Annotated in this window: 15 protein-coding genes and 1 CRISPR repeat array (1 of these 16 only partly in view); of the genes, 10 read left to right on the plus strand and 5 right to left on the minus strand. The window is 38.7% G+C overall.

From position 1 onward, the window contains the following. A CRISPR array of direct repeats spans nt 1–1,140; the repeat unit is 37 nt; unit sequence GTCGAAAGACCCTGCCCTGTTCTAAAGGGATTGAAAC; it begins 34 nt to the left of the window's first position. A gap of 245 nt (nt 1,141–1,385) precedes the next feature. Continuing rightward, complete coding sequence (gene clpB, locus AC30SF_RS00125) at nt 1,386–3,956, plus strand: ATP-dependent chaperone ClpB (RefSeq protein WP_489607171.1); 2,571 nt, start codon at nt 1,386–1,388, stop codon at nt 3,954–3,956. Between the two features lie 53 nt (nt 3,957–4,009). Here the strand turns inward: clpB and AC30SF_RS00130 are convergent, their stop codons facing one another. Next, a complete protein-coding gene (locus tag AC30SF_RS00130; protein WP_489607172.1) occupies nt 4,010–4,348 on the minus strand; it encodes a helix-turn-helix domain-containing protein in 339 nt (112 codons plus the stop codon). 201 nt (nt 4,349–4,549) lie between these two features. Between AC30SF_RS00130 and AC30SF_RS00135 the strand changes: the two genes are divergently transcribed. From AC30SF_RS00135 to AC30SF_RS00155, 5 genes are read left to right on the plus strand one after another with little or no spacing between them, the layout of a single operon-like run. Next, nucleotides 4,550–4,996: a thermonuclease family protein gene (locus AC30SF_RS00135; protein WP_489607173.1), complete on the plus strand. Its 447-nt coding sequence runs from the start codon at nt 4,550–4,552 to the stop codon at nt 4,994–4,996. Next, nucleotides 4,989–5,357, plus strand: coding sequence for a hypothetical protein (locus AC30SF_RS00140; RefSeq protein WP_489607174.1), 369 nt, complete (start codon nt 4,989–4,991; stop codon nt 5,355–5,357). The genes AC30SF_RS00135 and AC30SF_RS00140 overlap by 8 nt, the downstream gene beginning before the upstream one ends. Before the next feature lie 2 nt (nt 5,358–5,359). Then, a complete protein-coding gene (locus AC30SF_RS00145) occupies nt 5,360–5,623 on the plus strand; it encodes a hypothetical protein (RefSeq protein ID WP_489607175.1) in 264 nt (87 codons plus the stop codon). A 55-nt stretch (nt 5,624–5,678) separates the two neighbouring features. Continuing rightward, nucleotides 5,679–6,422, plus strand: a complete 744-nt coding sequence (locus AC30SF_RS00150) for a hypothetical protein (RefSeq protein ID WP_489607176.1) — start codon at nt 5,679–5,681, stop codon at nt 6,420–6,422. Nucleotides 6,423–6,434: 12 nt separating this feature from the next. After that, on the plus strand, nt 6,435–7,568 hold the full coding sequence (locus tag AC30SF_RS00155) for a hypothetical protein (protein ID WP_489607177.1): 1,134 nt from the start codon (nt 6,435–6,437) through the stop codon (nt 7,566–7,568). A gap of 89 nt (nt 7,569–7,657) precedes the next feature. Here the strand turns inward: AC30SF_RS00155 and ruvX are convergent, their stop codons facing one another. From ruvX to metJ, 4 genes are all read right to left on the minus strand, one after another. Then, complete coding sequence (ruvX, locus tag AC30SF_RS00160) at nt 7,658–8,077, minus strand: Holliday junction resolvase RuvX (RefSeq protein ID WP_489607178.1); 420 nt, start codon at nt 8,075–8,077, stop codon at nt 7,658–7,660. Continuing rightward, entirely contained in the window at nt 8,077–8,637 is a 561-nt protein-coding gene (locus tag AC30SF_RS00165) for a YqgE/AlgH family protein (RefSeq protein WP_297931180.1), read from the minus strand. Before AC30SF_RS00165 ends, ruvX begins: the two co-directional genes overlap by 1 nt. Continuing rightward, a complete protein-coding gene (gene rsmE / locus AC30SF_RS00170; RefSeq protein WP_489607179.1) occupies nt 8,634–9,377 on the minus strand; it encodes a 16S rRNA (uracil(1498)-N(3))-methyltransferase in 744 nt (247 codons plus the stop codon). The genes AC30SF_RS00165 and rsmE overlap by 4 nt, the downstream gene beginning before the upstream one ends. A gap of 71 nt (nt 9,378–9,448) precedes the next feature. After that, the gene (metJ, locus tag AC30SF_RS00175; protein ID WP_489607180.1) at nt 9,449–9,766 is read right to left on the minus strand and encodes a met regulon transcriptional regulator MetJ; all 318 of its coding nucleotides are present in this window, start codon (nt 9,764–9,766) and stop codon (nt 9,449–9,451) included. A gap of 316 nt (nt 9,767–10,082) precedes the next feature. On the opposite strand from metJ, the gene zapB reads away from it, so the two are divergent. The 4 genes from zapB to rsmG all read left to right on the plus strand — a co-directional run bounded on the left by zapB (nt 10,083) and on the right by rsmG (nt 13,741). Beyond that, complete coding sequence (zapB, locus tag AC30SF_RS00180; protein ID WP_021616118.1) at nt 10,083–10,301, plus strand: cell division protein ZapB; 219 nt, start codon at nt 10,083–10,085, stop codon at nt 10,299–10,301. 57 nt (nt 10,302–10,358) lie between these two features. Beyond that, nucleotides 10,359–10,802 carry an FMN-binding protein MioC gene (mioC, locus tag AC30SF_RS00185; RefSeq protein WP_295973370.1) on the plus strand — a complete coding sequence of 148 codons (444 nt, stop codon included), beginning with the start codon at nt 10,359–10,361 and terminating at the stop codon, nt 10,800–10,802. Between the two features lie 417 nt (nt 10,803–11,219). Continuing rightward, nucleotides 11,220–13,109 (plus strand): tRNA uridine-5-carboxymethylaminomethyl(34) synthesis enzyme MnmG, encoded by a 1,890-nt coding sequence (gene mnmG / locus AC30SF_RS00190; RefSeq protein ID WP_489607181.1) that lies wholly within the window; start codon nt 11,220–11,222, stop codon nt 13,107–13,109. Further along, nucleotides 13,109–13,741 (plus strand): 16S rRNA (guanine(527)-N(7))-methyltransferase RsmG, encoded by a 633-nt coding sequence (gene rsmG, locus AC30SF_RS00195; protein ID WP_479743719.1) that lies wholly within the window; start codon nt 13,109–13,111, stop codon nt 13,739–13,741. The genes mnmG and rsmG overlap by 1 nt, the downstream gene beginning before the upstream one ends. The last annotated feature ends 85 nt before the right edge of the window (nt 13,742–13,826 follow it).

The following is a 13,826-nucleotide window of genomic DNA, read 5'->3' on the forward strand; positions in this document are numbered from 1 at the left end:
AACCAATTCTTTTCACGAGAGATTGCTCTCTCTCTTTGTCGAAAGACCCTGCCCTGTTCTAAAGGGATTGAAACAAAGCGGTAAAAAGTCATTGACCCTTTTTTGATGAGTCGAAAGACCCTGCCCTGTTCTAAAGGGATTGAAACATAATCTTCACCGGTAAGAAACGGATGAAATTAGTCGAAAGACCCTGCCCTGTTCTAAAGGGATTGAAACTCCTTATCATCGACAGCCACGAAAGAAACCGATGTCGAAAGACCCTGCCCTGTTCTAAAGGGATTGAAACTCTTTGGTAGCTCTTACTGTAGCCCATGATTCTAGTCGAAAGACCCTGCCCTGTTCTAAAGGGATTGAAACATCGCCATCACTCAAGATTATCATTAAGCCGTTAGTCGAAAGACCCTGCCCTGTTCTAAAGGGATTGAAACTTTTCCTGTAAAAGGGTCTAATTCCTTAATACGAAGTCGAAAGACCCTGCCCTGTTCTAAAGGGATTGAAACTTACTAACCATGCTGAATTGGTCAGACAACACAGGGGTCGAAAGACCCTGCCCTGTTCTAAAGGGATTGAGATTGACTTGCCCAAAAACAGCCCAATTTTTTTAATTGTCGAAAGACCCCGCCCTGTTCTAAAGGGATTGAGACTAGTCTCCTTGTTTAAATGACAAATCACCCGTCAGTCGAAAGACCCCGCCCTGTTCCAAAGGGATTGAGACAAAGCGCTCCAAGCGTACTGCCTCTTGTCGAAAGACCCTGCCCTGTTCTAAAGGGATTGAAACTTACTAACCATGCTGAATTGGTCAGACAACACAGGGGTCGAAAGACCCTGCCCTGCTCTAAAGGGATTGAGACAATCATTCTTAATCAATACTTCAAAAAGATTACTATGTCGAAAGACCCTGCCCTGCTCTAAAGGGATTGAAACTTATGGTGTATTTGGGCGGTTTTCTCTCGTCTATCGTCGAAAGACCTCGCCCTGCTTCAAAGGGATTGAAACAAATCACTGCCTGCATAAACATTGTATAGCTCAAGTCGAAAGACTCCGCCCTGCTCCAAAGGGATTGAAACTCATATGCCGTTTTGCAGTGATTAGCGTCAAAAAAGGTCGAAATACCCCACCCTGTTCCAAAGGGATTGAGATTAACCAATACCAGAAGTATGAAGGTTGAAATATTTGTCGAAAGACCCGCCCTGCGCCAAAGGGATTCCCCATCAATCATCAAAGTGCGGTGTGTTTTTTAAATAAATCACACTAATCAAATTCTACGAATTAATAGACAAAACTAAATTTTTCATTTTTTCTCTTGAAATCCCTCAAAACGATCTTATTTAAATTTGGCGAACAAATGTTCAACAGAACATTCATGGAACGAAGAAGGAATACTTATGAATATTGAAAAATTTACGACCAAATTCCAACAAGCCATTGCTGAAGCGCAATCTTTAGCGATTGGTAAGGATAATCAATTTATTGAACCGGTACATTTATTGAGTGCGTTGTTAAATCAACAAGACGGCTCAGTGGCGCCGATTTTAACCGCAAGCGGCGTGAACGTTGCCGTGTTGCGTAACGAACTCAACAATGAACTTGCCAAACTTCCGCAAGTCTCCGGCAATGGCGGTGATGTACAACTTTCCCGTCAGTTGCTTAACTTGTTGAATTTATGCGACAAATTGGCGCAACAACGGCAGGATAAATTTATTTCCTCCGAACTCTTTTTGCTTGCTGCCTTGGAAGAAAAAGGCGCCGTCAGCGAGATACTGAAAAAGTGCGGTGCGAAAAAAGACCAAATTTTACAAGCCATCGATCATATTCGTGGAGGAAAAAACGTGAATGACCAAAATGCGGAAGAAAGCCGCCAAGCCTTAGAAAAATATACTATCGACTTAACTGCCCGCGCGGAAAGTGGGAAATTGGATCCGGTGATTGGGCGTGATGAAGAAATCCGCCGCACCATTCAAGTGTTGCAACGCCGCACCAAAAACAACCCTGTGCTTATCGGTGAACCGGGCGTGGGCAAAACCGCCATTGTGGAAGGTTTGGCACAACGTATTGTGAACGGCGAAGTGCCGGAAGGTTTGAAAAATAAACGTGTGCTTTCCCTTGATATGGGTGCGTTAATCGCCGGGGCAAAATATCGCGGTGAATTTGAAGAACGCTTGAAAGCCGTGTTAAATGAACTCGCCAAAGAAGAAGGCCGTGTCATTTTATTTATTGATGAAATTCACACCATGGTCGGTGCGGGTAAAACCGATGGCGCCATGGATGCGGGCAACTTGTTAAAACCAAGTTTGGCACGCGGTGAATTGCATTGTGTGGGCGCAACCACGTTGGACGAATATCGCCAATACATTGAAAAAGACGCCGCACTTGAACGTCGTTTCCAAAAAGTGTTTGTGGATGAACCGAGCGTGGAAGACACCATTGCTATTTTGCGTGGTTTAAAAGAGCGTTATGAAATCCACCACCATGTACAAATTACTGACCCGGCTATTGTGGCGGCGGCAACCTTGTCCCATCGTTACATTTCCGATCGTCAGTTGCCGGATAAAGCCATCGACTTAATCGATGAAGCGGCTTCTAGCATTCGGATGGAAATTGACTCTAAACCACAGCCGTTAGATCGCTTAGATCGCCGTATTATCCAACTCAAATTGGAACAACAGGCGTTACAAAAAGAAGATGATGATGCCAGCCGCAAACGCTTGGAAATGTTAGAAAAAGAATTGGCGGAAAAAGAACGGGAATATGCTGAATTAGAAGAGGTATGGAAATCCGAAAAAGCGGCGCTTTCCGGTGCGCAACACATTAAAGCGGAATTGGAAAACGCCCGCACCCAAATGGAACAAGCCCGTCGTGCCGGTGATTTAAACAAAATGTCCGAATTGCAATATGGTAAAATTCCGGAATTAGAAAAACAATTAGCGGCAGCAGAAGGTGCGGAAGGCAAAGAAATGAGCCTATTACGCTATCGTGTTACCGACGAGGAAATTGCAGAAGTGCTTTCCCGTGCCACCGGCATTCCGGTCTCCAAAATGATGGAAGGCGAAAAAGAAAAACTCTTGCGCATGGAAGAAGAATTGCATAAACGGGTTATTGGGCAAAACGAAGCCGTGGACGCTGTGGCGAATGCGATTCGTCGTAGCCGTGCCGGTCTTTCCGATCCAAATCGCCCGATTGGTTCCTTCTTATTCCTTGGACCAACCGGCGTGGGTAAAACCGAGTTGTGCAAAACCTTGGCGAAATTCCTATTCGATAGCGAAGATGCCATGGTGCGTATTGATATGTCCGAATTCATGGAAAAACACAGTGTATCTCGCTTAGTCGGTGCGCCTCCGGGCTATGTGGGCTATGAAGAAGGCGGTTATTTAACCGAAGCCGTACGTCGTCGTCCATATTCCGTGATTTTGCTCGACGAAGTGGAAAAAGCACACAATGATGTGTTCAACATCTTGTTGCAAGTGTTGGATGATGGCCGTTTAACCGACGGACAAGGCAGAACCGTGGATTTCCGCAATACGGTAGTGATCATGACCTCTAACTTAGGTTCTGATTTGATTCAAGGTAATCAAACCGAAAGCTACGATGAAATGAAAGCCTTGGTAATGTCCGTGGTGAGCCAACATTTCCGTCCGGAATTTATTAACCGGATTGATGAAACCGTCGTGTTCCATCCGTTGAATAAAAACAACATTCGCGCCATTGCGGAAATTCAGTTAAAACGCTTAATCAACCGCATGGAAAGCCGTGGCTATGTGTTGCACTTTACAGATAGCACACTCAATTTCATTAGCGAAATCGGTTATGACCCGATTTACGGCGCACGTCCGTTAAAACGTGCGATTCAGCAAGAAATTGAGAACCCGTTAGCGCAACAAATCCTGTCCGGCAGTTTGTTACCGGAAAAACCGATTAGCGTGGATTACGTTGACGGCAAAATTGTGGCAAAACAATAGTCACCCTAAATGCAAAAGTGCGGTTGATTTTTTAACCGCACTTTTTTGTTTCTTTAATCTGTCTTTTTTAATTCTTTTAAAAAGGCAACAAGTATTGTCTTTTGTGGTGTCGTTAATTCCTGCCAATATCTATCTAGTTCATCATGATTCCATTCTGCCAACTCCATACAATCTGCAAAAAAGTAGCTAATCGGTGTTTTTAGAAAAGTAGCAATCGCGACTAAATGAGACATGTTGATTTTGTTTGTACCGCGTTCATAGCGGGAAAGTTGTGGTTGAGAAATATCGACATATTCAGACAGTTTTTCTGCTGTGTAACCCAGTTCTTTACGTTTTTGTTGGATGCGTTGTCCTATAAGTCTATCGATCTCTGTTGAAACCAGTTGTGCCATTATATTCCTAAACATTATGTATCTATAGTACATTTTTTGTGATTTTTTGCATTGATTGAATACCATTAAGAGAATATAATTCCTATATATTATGCATTTAATAGATAATTGGGTATTATCAGAGTGCTAAAAATGAATAAAACAATGTATCTACTGTTTTTTATATTGGTAACTGTGTCAATCTTAGGTATATCTCGAAAGATGCATAAGTTTGAACTTCCATTAGAGACTAATAGTCCTCTAAAACAAATTAGGGTTATTGATGGAGATACCTTTGAACTGAATGGATCAAAAATTAGACTTTATGGAATTGATGCCTTTGAGAAAAATCAGAAGTGTTATAAACATGGTGAAAGTGCAGATTGTGGAGTTTTAGCAACAAATTATTTATCTTTTTTGTTAACAGGTAAAAATATTTCTTGTAATAAAAAATCTTTGGATAAGTATGGTAGGAATGTATCAATATGCACTGTTGATGGAATTGATATCAGTAAAATGATGGTTAGGCAAGGATGGGCAAAAGCCTACACAAAGTATTCATCGGATTATATAGAAGATGAACAATTTGCTAAAGATAACCTATTAGGTGCATGGACTAAAGATTTTATAGAGCCAAAAGATCAACGAGGGAAAAAAGCTCATGAGTAATGAAGTAAAACAAAATACACCATCAATTATAACTGAAAAACTTCTTTCTTCTTTATCAGAAAAGCAACGTACAGGCTTAGCTGAACATTATACAAAAGAGATGATAAATCTGCAGATTTATAATGAAAAAAAAGGAATTGATAGGGGAAATATATCTGAGACCATAGGAACATTAACAAATAAAACTAGAGATGCAATGAATCATGGAGCTGAAATAAAAATATCTACAACAATCAAACATGAGAATAGCGAAACTAAAGTAGAGCTAAGTGATCCATTATCAGCCAATAGAGAAAGTAAGCTGCACTTATATGTTTTCGCATTAATTGCACTAATTATTATCGTTTTTTTATTTAAATAGTTATGAAAATAAGAGTTGATCAAAACACAACTATAGATGCAATATTTGACAAGTTATACCCAAGGATTATTGATCTTAAAAAAGAAAATGAAATTCGTAGTATGGTAAATAACTTAATTATTCAAGAGAAAGAGTTCTTGATGTTAAATGTTTCAAGATATCGTTTATCCGAATTTATCTCAATAGATGATGAAAAGATAATTCTATATATTCGATCAGATAATATTTTGGATAAAATTAAAAAGAGATTGCATAAATATGTCTAGATACCGCTCATCTTATCGCCCTAACTTTTATTACGATAAACCATTAAGTGTTTACTTGGCTGAAAAGCATATAGAAGAAGCTCAAAAATTACAAGAAGAATTAGGTTCATCAATTCAAGATGTAAAAGAATATTTATATTCATTATCAGATTCAGATTTAGATCTAATATTAATAGAATATGAAAAACTTATTCTTAGTGAGGAAAAAGAGAAAAAACCTGGGGGAGCTAAATCGGCAAAAGAATATGCAAGAAAAACATTAAAAAAATGGAAATATGGTGAAATAGAAATGAGTGGTCTAGTTGCTCAAAGATTTTTTAAAATTTTACCTAATTTTATACCGTTAAATATTAAATATGAATTAATAGATAAATTATTTAATCATTTAGAGGATTTGACAAGTGATAACACATTGAAAGTCTTCTATATTGGTCCTGATTTTAATGTTAATCAGTTGATATCGGAGATAAGGTTATATTATGAGAAAAATCTAAAGTACTATGAGATACCAGATTCTTTAAAAGCAAGGTTTAATTGGTTATCTCAAAGTGATGTTATAGTACAAAAACAACTAGTTGATTATTTTAAAGATAAGAAAAAAAGTATAGAGTTAGAAGAACTCAAGAGTACATTAATTATGTTATCTAACAAGTTGCAAGATTTTAATGGTAAATATATAACAGGATTAGAACATAGCATTACGATAAGTAAAAATACTGTAAAAATTATTTTTCACAAAAAAGCAAGGGGCATAATGTATGAAAAACCAAAGAGTTTTTGGGAAAGTATATTTGGATAAGGAGATACTAAAATGAAAATTAACGAAATAGTAGGTATAAAAACCACAGCCATATCTTTTTGGGAAGATGTTTATAACGAATATAAAGATATTGATTTATCAATGGTCGATATTTTAGATATTGTTGATCATTTGAATGAAACATTTAAACTTTACTTTCCTACTATAAGTATTGGTTTTGGGTATTATCCTGAAATAACCGGAAGAATATTCCTAATAAATTTAGATTATAGCAATATTAATAATCTTATTTATTTGTGGTTTTTAGATAAAACTAAATTTGATTTTGGTATAAGAATTTCTTTAATTGAAGAGGATACGATAAATCAATATAAATTAGATTTTGCGGATTCCTATAACATTCAATTTAAATTATCAAAAAATCAAAGTTTGATTGATCTTGAGTTTTTTTCTGAAAACATAAGTGAAGATAGATTTGATATTGCCTTTGTAATTATTCGATTTGTTTTGGGTGAATGGAGTATGTACAGCAAAATAAATTCAATAAGAATGTTAGAGTACATGCCAGAAAATCCTATACCTCTATCTAAACTATACTATACATTTAATAATATATGGATTAATGAGCTAGGACATTCTGGCAAAAATGAAGGATATCATTTTGATAGATATCTTCTCCCAGCATTATCAGGTGAAGAGGTAGGGATAATGAATGGCTTTATCCCTATGAGAAATAAGTTGGCAAATCACTTAGTTGGCTCTATTGATTATCCGTTTTCTTTTTTTATGTTTGTAACATTAGAGAATGGGTACAATGAAGATGAGATCGATACATTTGAAAGCTCCATTTTTGATATCTATGAAAAAGGTAAAGGAGTTATAACTGTAAGAACAAGGCAACCAAGTGAAAATAGATATAGTGTATATGGATATTGTGCTCAGCCTGAACTAATTTATACACATCTTACATCATTATTAAAAAGCTACCCAAAATTTAATGCTGAAATAAATATATTATTTGATCAGAACTGGTATGGTTACCGACATTGGGTATTAGATAAGAACATAAGGATGGATTTATCTGAGATAAATGAACTAATAACTTCATCTAAAAAAAATTCTACTGAACAACTAATTAATAAACAGCCCAAAAAGTCATTTTTTCAAAGATTATTTAAGCGATAAAAAAAAGCCATTTAGTGAATGCTAAATGGCTTTTTTGTTATCTGATCAACCTCAAAGTGCGGTCGCTTTTTTATGCGTTTTCAACGCAGTTATTCACTGTGTTGTTCAAACCAGCTTTCTAAAATTAAGCAGGCGGAAATGCCATCCACTTTGCTTTTATTTAAAGCACGATAACCGCCGCGACTGAAAATTTCACTGCGAGCTTCCGTGGTTGTGAGGCGTTCATCCTGTAATTCCACCGGTAAATTAAAACGTCCGTTCAAGCGATTGGCAAATTTTTTGGCGCGTAAGGTCAGTTCTTGTTCGGTGCCATCCATATTGAGTGGCAAACCAACAACGATTCGTGCCGGCTGCCATTCTTTGATGACTTTACCGATAGCATCCCAATCAGGAATGCCGTCTTGTGCTTTAAATGCCGGCAACGACTGTGCTGTGCCGGTGATACTTTGCCCCACTGCACAACCAATGCTTTTTGTGCCGAAATCAAAGGCTAAAACCGTAATGCCCATTAACAATGTCCCACTTGACCGACAAAATTATGCATATCAATGCCGAGCAATTGATTGGCCGCCAACCAGCGTTGATCGCATGGTAAATCAAACAGGATTTGTTCCGTTGCCGGCACGACCAGCCAAGAATCATGGGCGATTTCTTGCTCTAACTGATTGGCTTCCCAACTGGCACAACCTAAAGCAACCAAATATTTTTCCGGTTCTTCAAAGGTGCCAAATGTATCTACTACATCGGCAGACGTTGTTAGCACAAGATTATCATTCACCTTATAACTGTGATTAAATACTTTTGGAACAGGCGTATGCAAAATGAAACCGCGATCAACGTTCACCGGCCCACCGGCAAGCACCAATTTATTGTTATAAGTGCGGTCGGTTACCATCATGAAATTCATTTTTGCACTCAGTTCTGCAATGGTTAAGTCAGTGGGCTGATTAATCACCAATCCCATAGACCCTTTTTCATTATGTTCACAAATATAAATGACTGTCCGATAAAAATAACTGTCCTCTAAATTTGGCATAGCAATGAGCAAATGATCTTGTAAATCCATCATAATGTTTCCCCCAAATCACCAAAACAGACTTGTAACGCGGTTATTGCTGCCATCGCGGCTGTTTCAGTGCGTAATACACGTTTTCCTAATAACACTTCCACAAAACCTTGTTGTTCGGTTTGTGCAATTTCTTGCGCTGATAAGCCACCTTCAGAACCAATTAGTAAGCGCACGCCGGCAGTGGGTATCGTTGGCAACGTGCGAATGGAATGGGTTGCTCTCGGATGAAGATTTAATTTCAGTGCGCCATCTTGTTCGGCGCACCATTGTTGTAATTTCATTAATGGGCGAATTTTCGGAATTTTATTCCGGCCACATTGTTCACACGCCGCAATGGCAATTTTTTGCCACTGTTGGATTTTTTTTTCCATACGATCACCGTCTAATTTCACGCCACAACGTTCCGACCACAGCGGTGTAATCACGTTCACGCCTAATTCGACGGATTTTTGAATGGTAAATTCCATGCGTTCGCCACGCGAAATCACTTGCCCAAGGTGAATAAACAATGGACTTTCCCGATCGTCAAATTGCCGGCTTAAAATTTCTACATCGATGCTTTTTTTACTCACCTGCGTAATCATCGCTTGGTATGTCTGGTTACTGCCATCAAAAAGTTCAAGGTGTTCACCGGGCTGCATACGCAAAACACGCCCCACATGATTTGCACCGTCTTCAGACAAGGTGCAAAAAGTGAGATGATTCAACGATGTAGGATGATAAATTCTAGGTACTCGCATAATAGAACATTAACTAAAAATCATGGTTCTATCATAACAGAAAAGAAGAGGGCAAAGAGAGAAATGATAAATTAATATTCCCATTTGGTCGGATCAATACCTAACTCACGCATAATCACTTTCGCTTCTTCAGGAATTTCATCGCTGCGCTCTTTGAGCAAATCCTCATCTATTGGCAAAGGCTGGCCGGTAAAGGCGTGTAAGAAAGCTTCACAAAGCAATTCACTGTTTGTTGCGTGGCGTAAATTACGAATTTGGCGACGAGTGCGTTCATTTGTCAAAATTTCAAGCACTTTAATTGGAATGGAAACCGTAATTTTTTTCACTTGTTCGCTTTTTTTGCCATGTTCTGCATAAGGGCTAATGTATTGTCCGTTCCAATTCGCCATAATTGATTCCTGAAATAACCTTAGTAATTGTCTCAATATTCTAATAAAAAAGAATAAAAATAACAATCTAGCCGTGAAGACTGCTAGATTTCCATGGATGCGTCTGCCCTAGACAACCTGACGTCTTCATCAACTCAAAAGTGCGGTCAGTTTTTTCAAGGTTTTTTCTGCTTCATGGTGAATTTTTAAGAAAATTCCCTTTACAGAGGACGACTAGCCCCATGAATTAACAGACAATGCGATTCTTTGCTTTAATAAAATCAATTAAGTCGGTAGAATACCTCCACTTTTTATCCATTTTTTAGAGGAAATCACTATGTCATTAGAAGTTTTAGATCAGTTAGAAAACAAAATTAAACAAGCCGTTGAAACCATTCAACTCCTTCAACTCGAAGTGGATGAATTAAAAGAAAAAAACGGCAGATCACAACAAGAAAACGATGCGTTACGCAGTGAAAACGAACAATTAAGAAGCGAACATCAAAATATTCAAGAACGTTTACGCTCACTTTTAGGCATCACTGACAGTATCTAACGATTCTTTATTAAACCAAGGCTTAGTTAATCTAAGCCTTCTTTTTTGGGAGAAAAAATGCAACCTCACATTTGCTTAATCACCGGCAGCACTTTAGGCGGTGCCGAATATGTTGCCGAACACATAGAAAGCCGATTACAACAACAAGGTTTCAGTACTGAATTGCACCACGGCCCGGCATTAAATGACGTAATTAATGAAAAATTATGGCTAGTGGTGACTTCCACTCATGGCGCAGGCGAATTACCGGATAACCTCAAACCGTTATTTGAAGCTCTGGATGCAAGTGATAATGACCTTTCCCACTTAAGATTTGCGGTGATCGGTTTAGGAAATTCTGATTACGATACCTTTTGCTTTGCCGTGGACAAAGTAGAACAAAGTTTATTGGCAAAAAGTGCGGTCAAAATAACCGATGCTTTACGCATTGATGTCTTAACAGAATCTGATCAAGAACAGTGCGCAGAAGACTGGTTACCTAATTTTACGCATAATATTTAATCAATAAAAAAGCAAACAGAGTGTGGATAACTTCGGTGATTATTGTTAAAAATCTGTTTTTATGTGATGAATAAATTCTGATGCTAATCAACCTGTGGATAAATAAGGAAGTTATACACAAGAATTAACGGTATCGATCGGGAAGATCTTAACACGTTTGAAAATGATCTATGTATTTCATTTACAACGTAAAAACGATCTTATTCAACGGTTTTTATGATCCTTATAATAGTAATAATAAAAGATCTCTATATAAAGATCTTATTTCTTATTAGCGAAGATCCTTCTCCCGATCCCTCTTTTTTCTTTCACTGAAACGCATCTTTTAACCACCTAAGATTTTCAGTAAAATAGCGACCAATTTTTTCAAGGATCAACAGATCCGTACCTCATTTAAAATAGAGATCATTCATAATCATGTTTTACACTGAAACCTATGATGTCATCGTGATCGGTGGCGGTCATGCAGGAACAGAAGCCGCATTGGCACCTGCACGTATGGGATTAAAAACCCTATTACTTACTCATAATGTAGATACTCTCGGACAAATGTCTTGTAACCCGGCGATTGGCGGAATTGGCAAAGGGCATTTAGTAAAAGAAGTGGATGCCATGGGCGGATTAATGGCGCATGCCGCCGATAAAGCCGGTATTCAATTTCGTACATTAAACAGCAGTAAAGGCCCGGCCGTACGCGCAACACGTGCGCAAGCGGATCGTGTGTTATATCGTCAAGCCGTCAGAATCGCCCTTGAAAATCAACCGAATTTAGATATTTTCCAACAAGAAGCCACAGATATCTTAATTGAACAAGATCGTGTAACCGGTGTTACAACGAAAATGGGGCTTACGTTTCATGCAAAATCTGTGATCTTAACCGTCGGCACCTTCTTAGCCGGTAAGATCCATATTGGTTTACAAAATTATGAAGGAGGACGTGCAGGTGATCCGGCTTCGGTAACCCTCTCTCATCGTTTAAGAGATCTTGGTTTACGTGTGGATCGCTTAAAAACCGGAACACCGCCACGTATTGATGCACGTACGATCAATTTTGAAGTTTTAGCTAAACAACATGGCGATGCAGTATTGCCGGTGTTCTCTTTTATGGGATCCGTTTCTGATCACCCGCAACAAATTCCTTGTTATATCACCTACACCAACGAACAAACCCATAATGTGATCCGTAATAACTTGGATCGTAGTCCGATGTATACCGGTGTCATTGAAGGGATCGGACCACGTTATTGCCCATCGATTGAAGATAAAGTAATGCGCTTTGCAGATCGTAATTCGCACCAAATTTATTTAGAACCGGAAGGCTTAACCAGTAATGAAGTGTATCCGAATGGGATTTCAACCAGTTTACCGTTTGACGTGCAAATGGGTATCGTCAATTCCATGAAAGGGTTGGAAAATGCCCGCATTGTGAAACCGGGTTATGCCATTGAATATGATTATTTTGATCCACGTGATTTAAAACCCACCTTAGAAACCAAATCCATTCAAGGTTTATTCTTTGCCGGTCAAATTAATGGTACGACCGGTTATGAAGAAGCAGCAGCACAAGGCTTATTGGCTGGGATTAATGCTGGTCTTTACGTACAAGAGAAAGAAGCCTGGTTTCCGCGCCGTGATCAAGCTTACACCGGTGTGTTGGTGGATGACCTCTGTACATTAGGAACAAAAGAACCCTATCGCGTGTTTACTTCTCGTGCGGAATACCGTTTGTTATTGCGTGAAGATAATGCCGATATTCGTTTAACGCCAATTGCCCATGAATTAGGATTAATTGATGACGCACGTTGGGCTCGTTTTAACCAAAAAATGGAAAATATCGAGCAAGAGCGTCAACGCTTACGCAGTATTTGGTTGCATCCACGTTCTGAATACCTAGAAGAAGCCAATAAAGTATTGAATAGTCCATTAGTGCGTGAAGCCAGTGGTGAAGATTTATTACGCCGTCCGGAAATGACTTACGATATTTTGACTTCCTTAACGCCATATCAACCGGCAATGGAAGATAAAGAAGCGGTAGAACAAGTAGAAATCGCCATTAAATATCAAGGCTATATCGAGCATCAACAAGAGGAAATCGAAAAACAAAAACGCCACGAAAATACAGCTATTCCGGTTCACTTTGATTACAGCAAAGTTTCCGGTTTATCTAACGAAGTGCGGGCAAAATTGGAACAACATCGTCCGGTCTCTATCGGACAAGCGAGCCGTATTTCCGGTATTACGCCGGCAGCGATTTCCATCATTCTAGTGAATTTGAAAAAGCAAGGCATGCTAAAACGTGGTGAATAATGACTAATTTAGAACTTCAATTAACGGATAAGCTAAAAACATTGTTAAAACAGACCGCACTTTCTGTGACAGAACAACAGCAACAACAGTTAGTGAAGTTGGTTTTATTGCTCGATAAATGGAACAAGGCTTATAATCTAACGTCTGTGCGTGATCCGCAGGAAATGATGGTTAAACATATTTTAGACAGTCTTGTGGTGAGCCCTTATTTACAAGGTGATCGTTTTATTGATGTCGGTACCGGCCCGGGCTTGCCCGGCTTGCCTTTAGCTATCATTAATCCGCAAAAACAGTTTGTTTTGTTAGATAGCTTGGGTAAACGGATCAGTTTTATTCGCAATGCGGTATGTGAGTTAGAGCTTACCAATGTTGAAGCAGTGTTGAGTCGCGCGGAAGAATATCAACCCGATCACCAATTTGACGGGGTATTAAGTCGTGCTTTTGCCTCGTTAAAGGATATGACCGACTGGTGCCATCATTTACCGAAAAAAGAGGGGCATTTTTATGCTTTAAAAGGCCTCTATCACAATGAGGAAGTTCAAGCCTTGGAGGGGAAATTTATGGTTAAAGAGGTGATTAAACTCCATGTTCCTGAGCTTGTAGGTGAACGACATTTAATCATTCTGCATTAAATTTCTAAAAGTGTGATTTATTTAACAGTTTTTCCCCTTTTTTAAGTTGAATCTCTCTGTGCTAAATGTATAATTAGCCAGTTTT

The sequence above is a fragment of the Aggregatibacter valvarum genome (genome assembly GCF_980468985.1).